The sequence below is a fragment of the Rhodovulum sp. ES.010 genome (genome assembly GCF_900142935.1).
Taxonomy (GTDB): Bacteria; Pseudomonadota; Alphaproteobacteria; order Rhodobacterales; family Rhodobacteraceae; genus Rhodovulum.
In genome coordinates this window covers 2,507,401-2,522,615 of record NZ_FSRS01000001.1, presented here as the reverse complement: position 1 = coordinate 2,522,615, position 15,215 = coordinate 2,507,401, and the positions used below count along the sequence as shown (strand labels likewise).

15 protein-coding genes are annotated in these 15,215 nt (G+C 70.6%); 4 read left to right on the top strand and 11 right to left on the bottom strand.

Going from position 1 to position 15,215, the window contains the following annotated elements:
• Positions 1 to 3: 3 nt before the first annotated feature.
• On the top strand, positions 4 to 1,146 hold the full coding sequence (locus BUR28_RS12410) for a CaiB/BaiF CoA transferase family protein (RefSeq protein ID WP_074220412.1): 1,143 nt from the start codon (positions 4 to 6) through the stop codon (positions 1,144 to 1,146).
• Here the strand turns inward: BUR28_RS12410 and lpxK are convergent.
• The 6 genes from lpxK to BUR28_RS12380 all read right to left on the bottom strand — a co-directional run bounded on the left by lpxK (position 1,133) and on the right by BUR28_RS12380 (position 7,343).
• The gene (lpxK, locus tag BUR28_RS12405) at positions 1,133 to 2,134 is read right to left on the bottom strand and encodes a tetraacyldisaccharide 4'-kinase (RefSeq protein WP_074220411.1); all 1,002 of its coding nucleotides are present in this window, start codon (positions 2,132 to 2,134) and stop codon (positions 1,133 to 1,135) included. The genes BUR28_RS12410 and lpxK overlap by 14 nt on opposite strands.
• A complete protein-coding gene (locus BUR28_RS12400) occupies positions 2,134 to 3,306 on the bottom strand; it encodes a 3-deoxy-D-manno-octulosonic acid transferase (RefSeq protein WP_074220410.1) in 1,173 nt (390 codons plus the stop codon). The genes lpxK and BUR28_RS12400 overlap by 1 nt, the downstream gene beginning before the upstream one ends.
• A gap of 11 nt (positions 3,307 to 3,317) precedes the next feature.
• Complete coding sequence (locus BUR28_RS12395; RefSeq protein WP_074220409.1) at positions 3,318 to 3,563, bottom strand: DUF4170 domain-containing protein; 246 nt, start codon at positions 3,561 to 3,563, stop codon at positions 3,318 to 3,320.
• A gap of 81 nt (positions 3,564 to 3,644) precedes the next feature.
• Entirely contained in the window at positions 3,645 to 4,418 is a 774-nt protein-coding gene (locus tag BUR28_RS12390; protein ID WP_074220408.1) for an inositol monophosphatase family protein, read from the bottom strand.
• Positions 4,405 to 5,751, bottom strand: a complete 1,347-nt coding sequence (locus tag BUR28_RS12385) for a TldD/PmbA family protein (protein WP_074220407.1) — start codon at positions 5,749 to 5,751, stop codon at positions 4,405 to 4,407. The genes BUR28_RS12390 and BUR28_RS12385 overlap by 14 nt, the downstream gene beginning before the upstream one ends.
• A gap of 68 nt (positions 5,752 to 5,819) precedes the next feature.
• Positions 5,820 to 7,343, bottom strand: coding sequence for a DUF2125 domain-containing protein (locus BUR28_RS12380; protein ID WP_074220406.1), 1,524 nt, complete (start codon positions 7,341 to 7,343; stop codon positions 5,820 to 5,822).
• 141 nt (positions 7,344 to 7,484) lie between these two features.
• On the opposite strand from BUR28_RS12380, the gene BUR28_RS12375 reads away from it, so the two are divergent.
• Both BUR28_RS12375 and BUR28_RS12370 read left to right on the top strand, forming a co-directional pair.
• Complete coding sequence (locus BUR28_RS12375; RefSeq protein WP_074220405.1) at positions 7,485 to 8,240, top strand: SDR family oxidoreductase; 756 nt, start codon at positions 7,485 to 7,487, stop codon at positions 8,238 to 8,240.
• Entirely contained in the window at positions 8,237 to 8,863 is a 627-nt protein-coding gene (locus BUR28_RS12370) for an enoyl-CoA hydratase/isomerase family protein (protein WP_074220404.1), read from the top strand. The genes BUR28_RS12375 and BUR28_RS12370 overlap by 4 nt, the downstream gene beginning before the upstream one ends.
• Here BUR28_RS12370 and BUR28_RS12365 read toward each other — a convergent pair.
• Positions 8,860 to 9,156, bottom strand: a complete 297-nt coding sequence (locus tag BUR28_RS12365) for an HNH endonuclease (protein ID WP_074220403.1) — start codon at positions 9,154 to 9,156, stop codon at positions 8,860 to 8,862. The two genes, BUR28_RS12370 and BUR28_RS12365, sit on opposite strands and share 4 nt — an antisense overlap.
• Here BUR28_RS12365 and BUR28_RS12360 point away from each other — a divergent pair.
• On the top strand, positions 9,155 to 10,399 hold the full coding sequence (locus tag BUR28_RS12360; protein WP_074221636.1) for a TIGR03862 family flavoprotein: 1,245 nt from the start codon (positions 9,155 to 9,157) through the stop codon (positions 10,397 to 10,399). The two genes, BUR28_RS12365 and BUR28_RS12360, sit on opposite strands and share 2 nt — an antisense overlap.
• On the opposite strand, the gene BUR28_RS12355 is transcribed toward BUR28_RS12360, so the two are convergent.
• The 4 genes from BUR28_RS12355 to leuS form a co-directional block, all read right to left on the bottom strand.
• Positions 10,375 to 10,962 carry a glutathione S-transferase family protein gene (locus tag BUR28_RS12355; RefSeq protein ID WP_074221635.1) on the bottom strand — a complete coding sequence of 196 codons (588 nt, stop codon included), beginning with the start codon at positions 10,960 to 10,962 and terminating at the stop codon, positions 10,375 to 10,377. The genes BUR28_RS12360 and BUR28_RS12355 overlap by 25 nt on opposite strands.
• Positions 10,963 to 11,063: 101 nt before the next feature.
• Complete coding sequence (gene holA, locus BUR28_RS12350) at positions 11,064 to 12,086, bottom strand: DNA polymerase III subunit delta (RefSeq protein ID WP_074220402.1); 1,023 nt, start codon at positions 12,084 to 12,086, stop codon at positions 11,064 to 11,066.
• Positions 12,083 to 12,577, bottom strand: a complete 495-nt coding sequence (gene lptE, locus BUR28_RS12345; RefSeq protein ID WP_074220401.1) for an LPS assembly lipoprotein LptE — start codon at positions 12,575 to 12,577, stop codon at positions 12,083 to 12,085. Before lptE ends, holA begins: the two co-directional genes overlap by 4 nt.
• Positions 12,564 to 15,170 (bottom strand): leucine--tRNA ligase, encoded by a 2,607-nt coding sequence (gene leuS, locus BUR28_RS12340; protein ID WP_074220400.1) that lies wholly within the window; start codon positions 15,168 to 15,170, stop codon positions 12,564 to 12,566. Before leuS ends, lptE begins: the two co-directional genes overlap by 14 nt.
• Between the last annotated feature and the right edge of the window lie 45 nt (positions 15,171 to 15,215).

Here is a 15,215-nt window from a genome sequence, read left to right as displayed (position 1 = left end):
GCAATGACAGCCCCGCTTTCCGGCCTTCGGGTCGTAGAACTCGCGCGCATCCTGGCCGGCCCCTGGGCGGGCCAGGTGCTGGCCGATCTCGGCGCCGACGTGGTCAAGGTGGAATCGCCCGACGGCGACGACACGCGCCGCTGGGGGCCGCCTTTCGTCAGCCGCGACGGGGACGGCTCGGCCGCCTATTTCCATGCCTGCAACCGCGGCAAGGAGTCCGTCACATGCGACTTCCGCGACGCGGACGGGCAGGCGCTGGTCCGCGATCTGGTGGCCGGGGCCGATGTCGTCATCGAGAATTTCAAGGTTGGTGGGCTGGCGAAGTACGGGCTCGACTATGCGTCTCTGTCCCGGCTCAATCCGCGGCTGATCTACTGTTCGATCACCGGGTTCGGACAGGACGGCCCCTATGCCCACCGGGCGGGGTACGACTTCATCATCCAGGGCATGTCGGGCCTGATGTCGATCACCGGGGCGCCTGACGGCCAGCCCCAGAAGGTGGGGGTCGCCGTGACCGACGTCTTCACCGGCGTCTATGCCGCGACGGCGATCCTGGCCGCGCTGCACCAGCGTCAGACCACGGGCAAGGGGCAGCAGATCGACATGGCGTTGTTCGACGTGGCCACCGCGATCACGGCGAACCAGGCGATGAACTACCTTGCCACCGGGACGGCACCGTCCCGGATGGGCAACGCGCATCCCAACCTCGCGCCCTACCAGGTGTTCGACTGCGCCGACGGGCACGTCATCATCGCCGTCGGCAATGACGCGCAGTTTGCGCGGCTCTGCGGGCTTCTGGGGCTGCCGGACCTCGCCGGGGAGGCATGCTTTGCCACCAATGCGGACCGGGTGGAGAACCGCGCCGCGCTGACCGACCGGCTGACCGCGGCGACGCGCGGTTTCGCCAAGGCTGATCTGCTGGCCGCCTGTGAAGCCCAAGGGGTGCCCGCGGGGCCGATCAACAGGCTCGACGAGGTCTTTGCCGACCCGCAGATCGTGCATCGCGCGATGGTGGCCAGGCGCGACGGGGTGCCGGGAGTGCGCACGCCCATCGTGTTCTCGGACGCGGAGCTTTCCCTCGACCATGCCGCGCCGAAGCTCGACGAGCATGGCGACGCGATCCGCGCCGCGCTCAGGCAGCGCTGAGCCCGAGCCGGTCGAACGCAGTCTCTATTTCGGCCCAATCGTCGAGTTCCAGCCGCACCGGCAGGGTCAGCACCTTTTGCCGAAAGCTTGCGGGCAGGCGCACCGCGTCCTTTTCGGTGGTCACAAGCTGGGCGCCGAGGAGCTTTGCCTCGTTTTCGAGCCGGGCCATCAGGGCGGGTGTCAGCGGCTGGTGGTCCTCCAGCGCCTCTGCCCGCATGAGCCGCGCGCCAAGCCCCTCGACCGTGGCGAAGAACTTTTCGGGGTGGCCGATTCCCGCGAAGGCGAGCACCGGCATGCCGGCCCAGTCCATCCCGGTTTCCGGAGGCTTCAGCGTGCCGCCGATGCGGGGCACGGCGATCGCGGGGCCCCAGGTGGCGGCGAAATGGCGTTGGGCGGTGGCGGGGCCGATGGACAATACCAGATCGGCCCGGGACAGGCCGGCCGGCAGCGGTTCGCGCAGCGGACCGGCGGGAATGACCCGACCGTTGCCGAACCCTTTCACGGCGTCGACCACCACAATCGACAGGTCCTTGGCGAGCGCGGGGTTCTGAAAGCCGTCGTCGAGCAGGATGGCACCCGCGCCCGCCGCCACCGCCGCGCAGGCGCCGGCCGCCCGGTCGCGGGCCACCCAGGTCGGCACGAAGGCCGAAAGGAGGAGCGGCTCGTCGCCTGTCTCGGCGGCGGAATGGCGGCGCTCGTCGACCCGGACGGGCCCTTCGAGATGGCCGCCATAGCCGCGGCTGACGACATGGGCGGCCACTCCCCGCGCCGAGAGCCGCTGGGCGAGGGCGATCACGGTTGGCGTCTTGCCGGTCCCCCCGGCGTTGATGTTGCCGACGCAGATCACCGGCACGCCCAAGCGCTCGGGCGTGCCGCGGGTCAGCCGTCGTGCCGTGCCGCTTGCGTAAAGCGCGCCCAGCGGCGTCAGGAGGCGCGCAGCGAGCCCCGGCCGGTCGGGCGGGGCATGCCAGAATCGAGGTGGCCGCATCAGCCCGCCTCCGCGAGGTCGAGCGCCTCCAGCATCCGGGTCGTCACCCGGTCGGTGGCCGTGGTGCCCTCGGTCGAGACTTCCCAGGCCGCGCGGGCGAGCTCTGCTGCGCGGTCGGGGGACATCAGGTCCATCACGACCTCGGTCATCCCCTGCGTTCCCCGGACGAGCCGTGTGGCTTTCGCCGCGGCGAGCCAGCGGTAATGCGTCGGATGCGCCCCCGTCGCCGGGCCGTGCAGGATCGCCGAGCCGAGCGCGGCGGCATGGTAGGGGTCTGGCCCCGCGTCGCTGGCCAGCGTGCCGCCGATGAAGCTGACCGGGGCCAGACGCAGCCAAAGGCCCAGTTCGCCCTCGGTATCGGCCACGTAGATCTGGGTTTCGGGCTCGGGTTCCTCGTCATCCGAGCGCAGCGCGACCGCCCAGCCCTCGTCCATGAGCCGCCGGGCGAGCTTGGGGCCGCGGGCGGGGTCGTCCGGGGCGAGGATCAGCAACAGCCGGTGCGCCTGGCGCAGCGCAGAGGCGTGGGCGGCGACCGCGACCCTGTCTTCCGCCGGCTCGGTGCAGGCGGCGAGCCATGCCGGCCGTCCGCCCATGAGCCGGGCCAGCGCCTCGCGCTCGGCCTCGCTGCAGCCGAGCACCGCGCTGCCTTCGGACAGCGGCCCGCACGGGCTGAGCTGCCCGGGCGCGACGCCCAGGACTTGCAGATGCGCGGCGCTCTGGCGGCTTTGGGCAAACACCCGGTCGAACCGGCGCAAGAGCCGCCGGTTGAACCCGGAGCCCAGGCGCCAGCGGTTGCGCCAGGAGTCCGGCAGGTCCCGGGCGATCAGGAAGAGCGCGGTGCCGCGCGCATGCGCGTGGCTCGCGTGGCCGGCCGGCAAGGTCTCGGGATAGAACACCGCGATATCGGGTCGCCACTTGGCCAGGAAGTCGCCGGTTGCGCGGGCGTTGTCGCGCGGCGCGGGCGCAAGCTCGACCGGCGGCATCTGCGGCCGGGTCGCCAGCCAGGCGCCGGTCTCGCCCGGTCCGGTCACGACGAACCGCAGCGCCGGGCGCTCTGCGTGGAGAACGCGCAGCAACTCGGCCGCGGCCGCGCGGTCCTGCGGCGGCGGCGCGTGGAGCCAAACGGTGGGGGGCTGCCCGTCGGGGCGCGTGGAGTCGGGGTGTCGGGCCATTGCGGCTCCGGTCAGTCGCCCAGTTCCTCGGTCGGGCCGGCCTCGGCCTCCTCGTCGCGCAGGCGGTGCAGATGCGCGATGAAGTAGCGCATATGCGCGTTGTCCACGGTGCGCTGGGCCTCGGCCTTCCAGGCTTCGTAGGCGCTTTTGTAGTCCGGATACATGCCGACGATGTGGATGTCGTCCACGTTCCGGAAGACGTTGCGGCTCGGGTCGACCAGCTCGCCCCCGAAGACGAGATGCAGGCGCTGGGTCATCGGCTTTCTCCCGGTTGTCCCCTTGAATCCGGCCGCCACACTAGAGCATGCCCGGCCGGGGGGAAAGGGCGTGGCGGCGGGTCAGGCCAGCCGCGCGATCACCTCGGAATGAACGTCCGGGGGCGCCGCGATCACCCCGGTCGAGGCCGGAACGGGTGTGTTGAACTTCAGCCCGCGACCGGCCGTGTCGGTCACCGCAGCCCCGGCCTCGGCGGCGATCAGGCTGCCCGCCGCGCTGTCCCAGTGCCAAGTCTCTCGCAGGGTCAGCATCGCGTCATAGCGCCCCTCGGCCACGAGGCACAGCCGATAGGCGAGCGAGGCCCGCAGCGCCCGCTGCACCCGTGGAGGGGGGCCGGCCCAGTGCCGGGGTTCGAGCGCGGGGCGCGCCGTCAGAACAGCGGCCCCCTCGAGCCTTGCCCGTTCGCTCGCCCGGATCGGGGCGCCGTTCAGCCGCGCGCCGGCCCCGGCCTGCGCCGCGTAGAGCTTGCCGTGCATCGGCAGGTAGACGACTGCGGCGATCACCCGTCCGGCCTCGGCCACGGCGAGTGCGTGGGCGAAGGTCGTGTCGCCGTCGAGGAAGGCCCGGGTGCCGTCGATCGGGTCGACCACGAAGAGCCGCTCGGCGGTCAGACGCGCGGGGTCGTCCTCGGTCTCCTCCGACAACCAGCCATAGGCCGGGCGCGCCGCGGTCAGGCGGTCGCGCAGCATCGCGTCGATTTCCAGGTCGGCCTCGGTCACCGGGCCCTGGTGGCCCGGCTTGTCCCAGCGTCGCGGGTCCCGGCGCCAGTAGCGTTCGGCGATCTCCCCGGCCGCCTGCGCCGCCTCGGTCAGCAGCGCAAGGTCATTCGCCGGCAAGCGTCAGCCCTTCGACCAGAAGGCTCGGCACGCGCCGCGACAGGTGATGGCGCGCGTCGTTGGCCGGCACGATCCGGCGCAGCATCTCGGGCAGGCTGCCGGCCACGGTGCATTCGTTGACCGGATAGGCGATCTCGCCGTTCTCGACCCAGAAGCCGGAGGCGCCGCGGGAATAGTCCCCCGTTGTAGGGTTGATCGTGCTGCCGATCATCGAGGTGACCAAGAGCCCCGTCCCCATCTCGGCGAGCAGCGCGTCCCGGCTCTTGTCGCCGGGGGTCAGCGTGACGTTGCCGGCGGCCGGTGCGGGCGGTGCGGTGAGGCCGCGATTGGCGTTCGCGGAGCTGTGCAGCCCCAGCTTGCGCGCGGTGCCGAGGTCGAGAATCCAGCCCGCCAGCAGGCCGTCCTCGACAAGCGCGCGCCGTGATGTGGGCAGCCCCTCGGCATCGAAGGGACGCGAGCCGAGGATGCGCGGGCGGTGCGGCTCCTCGATCAGCGACAGGCCTGCGGGCAGCACCGCCTGTCCCATCAGGTCCCGCGCCCAGGACGCGCCGCGCACGATCGCGGTGCCGTTGACCGCAGAGAGCAGGTGCCCGATCAGCGACCCGGCGATGCGCTCGTCGTAGAGCACGGGGTAGGCGCCGGTCTTCGGGCGGCGCGCCCCGGCGCGGGCGACCGTGCGTTCGCCGGCGATGCGGCCGATCTCCGCCGCGTCGGGCAGGTCGGTCTGGAAGGTGCGCGACTCGGCGTTCCAGTCGCGTTCCATGTCCGTGCCCGTGCCGCTGATCGCCACGCAGGACAGCGACCGCCGGGTGCGCGTGTAGCCGCCCGAGAAGCCGTTGGTCGCGGCCAGATGGGTCCGGCGCCGTTCGTAGCCCGCGCTGGCCACATCGACCTGCGAAACACCCCGGACGGCGGCGGCCGCGGCCTCGGCCCGGCGGGCGTCCTCCTCCAGCGCGGCGGGGTCGGGCTCGGGTGCGGGATCGGCCAGTTCGAGCGCAGCGATGTCGGGATCGCGGGCGACCTCGTCGAGTCCGGCGAGGCCCACGGTCGGGTCCTCGGGCGCCTCTCGGGCCATGGCGACGGCGCGGGCGGCCATCTCGGCCAGCGTCTCGGGCCGGGTGTCCGAGGCGGACACGCAGGCCTGCCGCGGCCCGACCATCACCCGCAGGCCCAGTTCGACCGACTCGGCCCGCTCCGCCTGCTCCAGCGCGCCGCCGCGCATGTCGATGCCGAGCGCGGTTTCCGAAACCGCCAGCGCATCGGCCGCCTCTGCGCCGGCCTTGCGGGCGGCGTCCAGCAGCGCATGGGTGAGGGACTCGATCTGGTCGGACATGGGGCCTCCGGTGCAGGATGAAGGTCAGGTAGGCGGCGCGGGCGACCGGCGCAAGTCCGCCCCGTCGCTCACCGCAGCCGCTGGCCGTTCGCCAATACCTGGCCGTCCTCGGTCACGGTGATCTCGGAGACCAGCGTGTCGCCCGCGCCGGTGGGCCTGGCGAACATGCCCAGCATCATCCGCAGGCCCGTGGCCTGGTCCTGCGGCACCAGCCCCATGTTCACCAGGCGGTCGAGCAGCGTGTTGCCGCCCTCCAGCCGCAATGTCAGGCTCCCGGTTGGCTTCGGCATCCCGTCGAAGGTGGCGGTGTCGGCATTGTCGAAGGTGAACGCGCCCGAGCCGGTCAGGTCGGCCCCGGCGACGCTGAGCTGCAAATCCTTGACGTTCAGCGAATGCAACTCGCCCGGCGGCACCGGCTGTCCGCCGGCCTGCGCCTCGGCCATCGCCGCCGGGTCGGTGATGTCCCGGAACAGCCGCGCCTTGCCGCCAAGGTCGAGCACCAGCGTCATCGGGTCCCTCGGCAACTGCCCGGCGGGATCGAACATCGCCCAGATGCCGTCGCTGACCGTCAACCCCGTGTAACGCGCGGCCAGGCCGAAATCGGTGGGGTCCTCGGTCTCGACAAGCGGCATCTCGATGCGGAAGCTGCTGTCGTCGAACCCGATCTCGACCTGCGGCAGCGGGAGGTCCGCACCTGCGAAGCTGACCTGCCCGTTCTCCGAGCGGACATCGTAGAGCACGCCGCCCCTGTCGAGGTCATAGTCCACCGAGCCGGGTCCGAAGCGCGCCGCGATCTCCGTCCGGTCGCCGCCGTCGCGGATCGTGCCCGCATAGTCCAAGCCCTGATGGTCGACCCGTCCGCTGGCGGTCAGGCCGGCGCTCAGCAGCCGGCCGAGCGAGGCATCTTGCATGCCCCGCGGAACGGAACTGGAAACGGTCGACCGGATTTCGCGAACCGCGCCCTGGTAGTCGAACGCCATCCCCTGCGCGGGATCTTCGGCGGCGAGCACGAACCGTGTCGCGGCGACGTCCACCGTGCCCTCGACACCGGTCGCAGCGCCGCGCGCGACGGTGTAGGCCGCCGCCAGTTCCTCCAGCGCGATATCCATCGTGGCGTCGACCGGTTCGCCATCGACGCGCATGCTGTCGAGCGTCATCCGCAGCCCCGGCGCGGCCATGTCATAGGCGATCTCGTCCGGTGTGCCGGTCGCAACCATGGACAGGCCTTGCTGCGCTACGGTCATGCCCATCTCGACCGTCTCCGAGTCGCTTCCCACGGCCCCGATCTCGATGGGAAAGCTGTCCGGCATGGCGATCTCGACCGCGCCGTCGTCGCGTTCGGTAAAGACCAGTTCGCCGAGCTCGGCCGTGACGGCGCCGCCCTCGGGCAAGGTCGACGAGAGGATGAGGTCGCCGATCGTCAAACGGTCGCCCTGGCGGCGTTCCGTGCCCGAGACCGTCTGCCCGTAACCCTCCGCCATGTTTTTCCAGGAGGACCAGACATCCTCGGCGCTGAGATCGGCCAGGGCCGGTGTGGCGGCGCCCAGCATGACGAAAAGGGCCCCGGCGGAGGCGGTAGTCCGGAACTGCATGGCGAACCCTTCCTGGCTGCGGTGATGCGCGCAACATCCGCCCTCGCTCCCGGCAAGTCAACGGCACGTTGCGCTGGCCTGGGCATTTCGGCTGGGCTAGGAGTTGCGGGCAAAGGACCGGGGTGCAGCGAGGAGAGTGACATGGTCGATCTGACGGGCAAGAGCGTTCTGATCACCGGGGCGAGCCGGGGCATAGGGGCGGCGGCGGCACGAGCGTTCGCCGAGGCGGGCGCGCATGTGGCCCTGGCCGCGCGCAGCGAGGAGGCGATCGGCTCCATCGCGCGCGAACTGGGTCAAGGCGCAATCGTGCTGCCCTGCGACGTGGCCGAGTTCGGGCAGGTCGCCGACGCGGTGCGCGCGACGGTCAAAGCGTTCGGCAAGCTCGACGTGTTGGTGAACAACGCCGCCGTGATCGAGCCCATCGCGCGGCTGCAGGACGCCGAGCCGGGCGACTGGGCGGCGGCGCTCGACGTCAATCTCAAGGGCGTGTTCCACGGCTTCCGCGCCGCGATGCCGGTTATGGCGGCGATGGATGGCGGCACCATCCTCACGATCAGTTCGGGGGCGGCGCACAGCCCGATGGAGGGCTGGAGCGCCTATTGCACCGCCAAGGCCGGGGCCGCGATGCTGACGAAATGCGCCGACCTGGAGGGGCGTGCCCAGGGCATCCGGGCGCTCGGCCTGTCGCCGGGGACGGTGGCGACCGACATGCAGAAGACGATCAAGGACAGCGGCGTGAACCCGGTCAGCCGGCTCGACTGGTCCGAGCATGTCCCGCCGGCCTGGCCGGCGCGGGCGCTTCTGTGGATGTGCACCGACGATGCCGACGAGTTCCTTGGCCAGGAGGTCGCGCTCAGGGAACGCGCGATCCGGCGCCGCGTGGGGCTGCCGTCGTGATCGGGCTGGACAAGGCCGGGGCGCGCTGGACGGTCACTTTGAACCGCGCCGACAAGGCCAACTCGCTGACTCGCGCCATGTTGGGCGATCTCGACGACATCCTCGCCGCGGCCGCAGGGAGCGAGGTCGCGGTTCTGGTCATCACCGGCGCGGGCAAGGTTTTCAGCGCGGGCGCGGACCTGGACGAGGCGAAGGCGGGCCTTGCCACCGATCCCGTTTGGGAGCGGGTTTCGGGGAGGATCGCGGCGCTTGACGCGCTGACGGTGGCGGCGCTGAACGGCACGCTCGCGGGGGGCGCCTTCGGGATGGCGCTGGCCTGCGACCTTCGGCTGGCGGTGCCGGGGGCAAAATTCTTCTATCCTGTCATGAAGCTCGGGTTTCTGCCCCAGCCCTCCGACCCCGCCCGGCTGGCCGCCTTGGTGGGGCCGGCGCGGGCAAAGCTGATGCTGATGGGCGGGGCGCGTGTCTCGGCGGACGAGGCGCTGAGCTTTGGCCTGGTCGACCGCGTCGTGCCCGATGCGGACCTGGGAGCGGCGGTCGACGCGCTTGTGGCCGACGCGCTGGCCGCCGCGCCCGACCACCGGGCCGCGATCAAGGCGCTGTGTGAGGGCCGCGGCGGCTAACGCTTCCGCCGCCGGCCTGGGGTCTTGGAATGAAAGCTGGGCGGGCGCCTGGCCACCCAGGTGATGAACCGCGCCAAACGGGGGTGGCTCCTCAGCGCCTCGATCGTGTTGAAGTCGCGGGCGAGTTCGGATTCGGTCAGCGTCGCGTGGATCTCGTTGTGACATATCTGGTGCAGCCGCACCGTGGGCCCGCCCTTGCCGCCGCGCAGCTTCGGCGTGAGGTGATGCAGGCTCTGTTTCGCTTCCCGCGGGATCGGGCGGCCGCAGAGTGGGCAGATGGGGGCGTCCGTCATGGCCGGTGAGAATGGGCCGCCACATGTGTCGCGGCAAGGGGCCGCTGAGGAGGTTTCCGCGCTGGTAATCGGGGCGGGTCCGGCCGGCCTGATGGCTGCCGAGACGCTGGGCGCGGCCGGTCTGCCTGCGGTGATCGCCGAAGCGAAGCCCAGTCCGGCGCGCAAATTCCTGATGGCCGGCAAGTCCGGGCTGAACCTGACCCGGGTCCAGCCGGCTGCGGCCTTCCTTTCCGCCTATGCCGAAGCCGCGCCGCGCCTGCGCCCGATGCTGGAGGCGTTCGGCCCCGACCAGGTCTGCGCCTGGGCCGAGGGGCTCGGCCAGCCGGTCTTCACCGGCAGTACGGGGCGGGTGTTCCCCAGGGCGATGAAGGCTTCACCGCTGCTTCGGGCGTGGCTGCAGCGGCTGGACGGCTACGGCGCGACGCTGCGCACCCGCTGGCGCTGGACCGGTTGGGAGGGCGATGCGGTGATGTTCGACACGCCAGCGGGCCCGCAGCAGGTGCGGGCCGGGGTTACCGTCCTGGCCCTCGGCGGCGCGAGTTGGGCAAGGTTAGGGTCTGATGGTGCCTGGGCGCGGGTGCTCGACGCCGAGGCAGTGCCGCGCGCACCCTTCGCCCCTGCGAATGTCGGGTTGCGGGTCGACTGGTCTGCGCCGATGGCCCGCCAGTTCGGCCAGCCGGTGAAGGGCGTGGCGCTGCGGGCGGGCGGCGGTCCGTGGCAGCGCGGCGAGTTCGTGATCTCGGCCCGCGGGCTGGAGGGCGGCGGCATCTACGCCCTCTCGCGCCTCTTGCGCGAGGGCGCGGCGCTTACCGCCGACCTGTTGCCGGACTGGTCCGCCGACAAGGTCGCTGCCCGCCTGTCGCGCCCGCGCGGCAAGGCGAGCCTGTCGAACCACCTGCGCAAGGCGCTTGGCCTGGAACCGGCGCGCCTGGCGCTGTTGATGGAGTTCGGCCGGCCGCTGCCCGAGGGCGCGGCGCTTGCTGCGTTGGTCAAGGCGCTGCCGCTCCGCCATGCCGGGCCCCGCCCCATCGACGAGGCGATCTCGACCGCAGGCGGGCTGTGCTGGGAGGCGGTCGACGCGGGCCTGATGCTCAAGGGGCGGCCCGGTACATTCGTGGCCGGCGAGATGCTGGACTGGGAGGCACCGACGGGCGGATACCTGCTGACCGGCTGCCTGGCCACGGGCCGCTGGGCGGGGCAGGCGGCGGCCGACCGGCTTCAGGCGGCCTGGGCGCGGCGATAGGCGGGCCGGGCGCGCATCCGGTCGAGGTAGTCGGCCAGCGCGGGCTGGGTGATCGGGAAACGCGCCGTCTCGGCCCAGTCGCCGCAATGGGTCAGGATGATGTCCGGCACGGTCATCTCCGCGCCCATCAGGAACGGGCCCTCGGCCATCCGGCCCACCAGAATCTTCTGGCTGCGTTCGAACTCCCATTTCAGGCTGTCCTTGATCGCCGACTGGCGCAGCGCTTCGGGCAGCACGAAACTGTGCCGCGCCGCCATCCACAGCGCAGAATCGAACTCGTCCAGCAGGAACTGGGTCAGGCTGTCCTGCTGCGCCCGGTCGATCGTGCCCGCCGGGTAGGTCAGCGCCCCGTGGCGGTCGGCGAGGAAGGTCAGGATCGCGGTGGAATCGGTGATCGGCACATCGTCGATGATCAGCACCGGCACCTTGCCGGCCGGGTTCAGCGCGACGACATCCTCGGAGCGCGGCGGCGCGGGCAGATGGTCGTAAGAAAGGCCGAGCTCCTCCATCATCCACAAGACCCGCCGTGCCCGGCTGTTGCCGCTGCCGATCACCCGATACATCGCGCCCTCCCAGTCGGTTTCCGAATGGGTCTCAGCTTCGTCCGGCGCGATCAAGACCGGAAAGCCCCGCGCGGGTCGTCGCGTGCCGGGGCGAATGTCGGCTACCGCGCGCCGAGCCGCGCAACGCGGATCAGGCTGCGTTCCATCAGCGCCATCTGGGGGGCACGTTGCGAGGACCGCAAGGCGAGGTCAGTGTCGATCAGAAGGCTCAGCGCCTGTTCCAGCCGGCGCACGCCCCAACTTTGCGCCTGGCGTACCATTCTGTCGCGCGCCTTGAAATGGACCGGCGGGCGAACGCGGGCGATGCCGCGGGCCGGGCCTTCGGGGTCGGCGGCGGCCGTGTGCAGCGCCCGGAAATGCCGGGTCGCGGCGATGCAGAGGCCGACCGGCGTTGCGCCCTGCGCCGCGAGCCGGTTCAGCAGCGGGCCGATCTCCTGGCGCTTCGCTTCGGCCACCACGTGGATCAGCGCGTCCATCTCGGCCTCGGTGGAGCGCGGCGCGCAGGCAGCCACATCGTCGGGCGTCAGGGGTGTGTCGTCGCCGAGCTTGTAGAGCGCGATCTTCTCGACCGTCTGGCGGAAATCGCCAGGGCCGAGCGCCATCGCCAGGTCGGTCAGCGCCGCCATCGCCGTCCGGTCGATCGGGCCAAGCCCGGCCTGCCCCAGCATCGCCTCGATCTCGTCGCGTCCGGGCGGGTCGTCGTAGATGCCCGCCGCATAGGCGTTGGGATGGCCCTCGAACAGCTTTCGCAACCCCGAACGCGGGGTGAGTTGCTTCGCGGTCACCACCAGCTGGGCGTCGCCCTCCTGCCAGTCGGCCAGCGCCGCGGCAACGGTATCGGCCAGCCCGTCGGTCGCATCGTCGAGGAACACGACCCGCGGCCCGGGAAAAAAGCCGCGCGCCTTGATCGCGTCGGCCAGCGCGGCCGGGTCTCCGCGCAGGTCAGAGGCGTGCATCCGGGTCAGGCGCATCTCCTCCTCGGCATTCGGGCCGAGCAGATTGGCGATCACCTCCTGGCGCTTGAGAGCCACCCGCATCGCGTCGGCGCCGTACAGCAAGAGGCCTGTCCGCCCCGGTTCGGGCCGGGCGAAGTAGCGGGCGGCCTCGCGCGGGGAGAGCTTCATGGTCCGCTGTCGTCCGCCGTCGCGATCAGGCGGGTCACCAGACGGTCGGCGAGCATCACCATCAAGCGCCGCTCGGCATCGCGTTCGGCGGCAAGCGTGGCGACGGTGCTGCCGGTCGCGGAATAGGCGGTGAACGCCGCGACCCTGCCCGACTGCACGATCTCGCCCGAGCCGAGGTCGCGCAGTTGGAAGTCCAGGCCGCCCACCAAGTTGTAGCGCGTCGTTTCCTGCACGGCGCTGACGCCCAGCCCCTCGCGGTCGATCGAGGTGCGGTAGCTCAGCCGGTAGCGTGGCGCCTCGGCCCGGCCCAGCCTGGCCTCCAGCCGCTCGACCAGCGCGAAGCCGTTGCGCGTGTCGGGCGGATCGACGGCGATGCTGTCGCGCAGCCCCTCGGCCGCGCCGCCGGGGCCGTAGGCGGGGCGAAACCCGCAGCCGGCCAAAGCCAGCGCGGAGAGGCCGAACAGGAAGGTGCGGCGGTCAGATGACGACATTGACGATGCGGCCCGGCACGACGATCAGCTTCTTCGGGGCGCCGCCCGCCAGCGCCTTGATGACAGCATCGTCGGACAGCACCAGCTTTTCAACTTCCGTCTTCGGCAGATCCTTGGCGACCTTGAGTTCCGAGCGCCGCTTGCCGTTGATCTGGATCGGCAGGGTGACCGTATCCTCGACCAGAAGCGCGGGGTCGGCCTTGGGCCAGGGCGCGCGGGCCACCAGCCCCTCGCCGCCCAGCATCTGCCAGGCTTCTTCGGCCAGGTGCGGGGTCATCGGGGCCATCAGCTGCGCCATGACCATCGCGGCCTCTCGCCGCGCGGCAAGCGATGCTTTCGATTTCGCCAAAACATTGGTGAACGCATACAATTTCGCGACCGAGGTATTGAAGCCGAAGCTTTCGATCCCCATCGTTACGTCATGGATCGTCTTGTGCAGGGCGCGGCGCAGGTCAAGGGTGTCTCCCCCGTCTGTCGTCGCGCCTTCGCCTTCTGACTCGTAGGCCGCGATCCCACCCCCCTGATCCATCTCCTCGGTGATGCCGTTCGCAAGGCGCCAGACCCGGCCCAGGTGTTTGTAGGCGGCCTCGGCGCCCGCCGCCGTCCATTCCACGTCGCGCTCGGGCGGGCTGTCGGACAGCACGAACCAGCGCGCGGTATCGGCGCCGTAGCTTTCGATGATGTTGACCGGGTCGACGACGTTCTTCTTGGATTTCGACATCTTGGCCGAGGGCACGATTTCGACCTTTTCGCCCGTCGCCTTCAGCGCGCCGTTCTCGACATCCTCGGGCAGGTGATAGACCGGCCGGCCCTTGTCGTCGCGGGTCATGTAGATCTCGTGCGTCACCATGCCTTGCGTGAACAGCGCATCGAAGGGCTCGATGGCCTTTTCGGGCAGGTGGCCGGTGATCATCATCGCTCGCGCGAAAAAGCGGGAATACAAGAGGTGCAGGATCGCGTGCTCGATGCCGCCGATATACTGGTCCACGTTCATCCAGTACTCGGCCTCGGTCCTGTCGGTGGGCGTCTCGGCCCGGGGCGCGGTGAAGCGGGCGAAATACCACGACGAATCCACGAAGGTGTCCATCGTGTCGGTCTCGCGCTTCGCGGGCGCCCCGCATTTCGGGCAGGGCGTGTCGCGCCAGGTCGGGTGGCGGTCGAGCGGGTTGCCGGGCTGGTCGAAGCTGACATCCTCGGGCAGCTCCACCGGCAGGTTATCCTTCTTCTCGGGCACCACGCCGCAGGCGTCGCAATGCACCACCGGGATCGGGCAGCCCCAGTAGCGCTGCCGCGAGAGCCCCCAGTCGCGCAGGCGGTACTTCGTCACGCCGTGGCCCACGCCCTTCTCCTCGCAGAACCGAATCGCGGCGTCGATCGCGACATCTCCGGTCTGTTCCGTCTCGCCCGCGAAGCCGCGCACATAGATGACATTTTCCGACTTCGGCGGCACATAGGCGGGGCCGCCGTCTTCGGGCATCGCGCTGCCGTCATCCTCGGCTGGGGCGAAGGTCGAGACCACGGGCAACCCGTATTTCCGCGCGAAATCGAGGTCGCGCTGGTCATGGGCGGGGCAGCCGAAGATCGCCCCGGTGCCGTAATCCATCAGGATGAAATTGGCGATATAGACCGGCAATTCCCACGCCTCGTCAAAGGGATGGCGCACCGTCAGCCCGGTGTCGAAGCCCTTCTTCTCGGCGGTTTCCAGCTCTTCTGCGGTGGTCCCCATCCGGCGGCACTCGGCGCAGAAGGCGGCCACGTCTGGGCGGTCTCCCTCCAGCGCTTTCGCCAGCGGATGGTCGGGCGAGATGCCGACGAAGCTTGCCCCCAACAGCGTGTCGGGCCGCGTGGTATAGATCTCGATGCCGTCGAATCCGGCCTCAGGCGCGGCCAGCGGGAAGCTCATCTGCAGCCCGCGCGACTTGCCGATCCAGTTGCGCTGCATCAGCTTGACCTTCTCGGGCCAGGCCTCCAGCCCGTCCAGCGCCTCCAGCAATTCCTCGGCGAAATCCGAGATGCGGAAGAACCACTGCGTCAACTCGCGCCGTTCCACCGGCGCGCCCGAGCGCCAGCCCTTGCCCTCGATCACCTGCTCGTTGGCCAGAACCGTCATGTCCACCGGGTCCCAGTTGACGGTGGCGTTCTTGCGGTAGACGAGGCCAGCCTCGAGGAAGTCGATGAACATCGCCTGCTGCTGGCCGTAATACTCCGGGTCGCAGGTGGCGAATTCGCGGGACCAGTCGATCGACAGGCCCAGCGGCTTCATCTGGCCGCGCATGTCGGCGATGTTGCCGTAGGTCCAGTCCTTGGGATGGCCGCCGCGTTCCATCGCCGCGTTCTCGGCCGGCATCCCGAACGCGTCCCAGCCCATGGGGTGCAACACACTGAATCCACAGGAGGATTTGTAACGCGCGATGACATCGCCCATGGTGTAATTGCGCACGTGCCCCATGTGGATGCGCCCCGAGGGATAGGGGAACATCTCCAGCACGTAATACTTGGGCCGGTCCTCCGCGCGCGTTGCGGTGAAGGTGCCGTCCGCCTCCCATTCGGCCTGCCATTTCGGCTCGATCTCGCGGGGGTCGTAGCGCGCCATCCTATGGGTCCTCGTCGCAGTCAAACGCCGGGGCCGTCGGGCCCG

What these genes read in the sequence shown, in the direction of transcription:
- BUR28_RS12410 (WP_074220412.1), top strand. Translation starts at nt 4, where the DNA reads ATGACAGCCCCGCTTTCCGGCCTTCGGGTCGTAGAACTCGCGCGCATC.
- lpxK (WP_074220411.1), bottom strand. Translation starts at nt 2,134, where the DNA reads ATGCGGCCACCTCGATTCTGGCATGCCCCGCCCGACCGGCCGGGGCTC.
- BUR28_RS12400 (WP_074220410.1), bottom strand. Translation starts at nt 3,306, where the DNA reads ATGGCCCGACACCCCGACTCCACGCGCCCCGACGGGCAGCCCCCCACC.
- BUR28_RS12395 (WP_074220409.1), bottom strand. Translation starts at nt 3,563, where the DNA reads ATGACCCAGCGCCTGCATCTCGTCTTCGGGGGCGAGCTGGTCGACCCG.
- BUR28_RS12385 (WP_074220407.1), bottom strand. Translation starts at nt 5,751, where the DNA reads ATGTCCGACCAGATCGAGTCCCTCACCCATGCGCTGCTGGACGCCGCC.
- BUR28_RS12380 (WP_074220406.1), bottom strand. Translation starts at nt 7,343, where the DNA reads ATGCAGTTCCGGACTACCGCCTCCGCCGGGGCCCTTTTCGTCATGCTG.
- BUR28_RS12375 (WP_074220405.1), top strand. Translation starts at nt 7,485, where the DNA reads ATGGTCGATCTGACGGGCAAGAGCGTTCTGATCACCGGGGCGAGCCGG.
- BUR28_RS12360 (WP_074221636.1), top strand. Translation starts at nt 9,155, where the DNA reads ATGGCCGGTGAGAATGGGCCGCCACATGTGTCGCGGCAAGGGGCCGCT.
- BUR28_RS12365 (WP_074220403.1), bottom strand. Translation starts at nt 9,156, where the DNA reads ATGACGGACGCCCCCATCTGCCCACTCTGCGGCCGCCCGATCCCGCGG.
- BUR28_RS12355 (WP_074221635.1), bottom strand. Translation starts at nt 10,962, where the DNA reads ATGTATCGGGTGATCGGCAGCGGCAACAGCCGGGCACGGCGGGTCTTG.
- holA (WP_074220402.1), bottom strand. Translation starts at nt 12,086, where the DNA reads ATGAAGCTCTCCCCGCGCGAGGCCGCCCGCTACTTCGCCCGGCCCGAA.
- lptE (WP_074220401.1), bottom strand. Translation starts at nt 12,577, where the DNA reads ATGTCGTCATCTGACCGCCGCACCTTCCTGTTCGGCCTCTCCGCGCTG.
- leuS (WP_074220400.1), bottom strand. Translation starts at nt 15,170, where the DNA reads ATGGCGCGCTACGACCCCCGCGAGATCGAGCCGAAATGGCAGGCCGAA.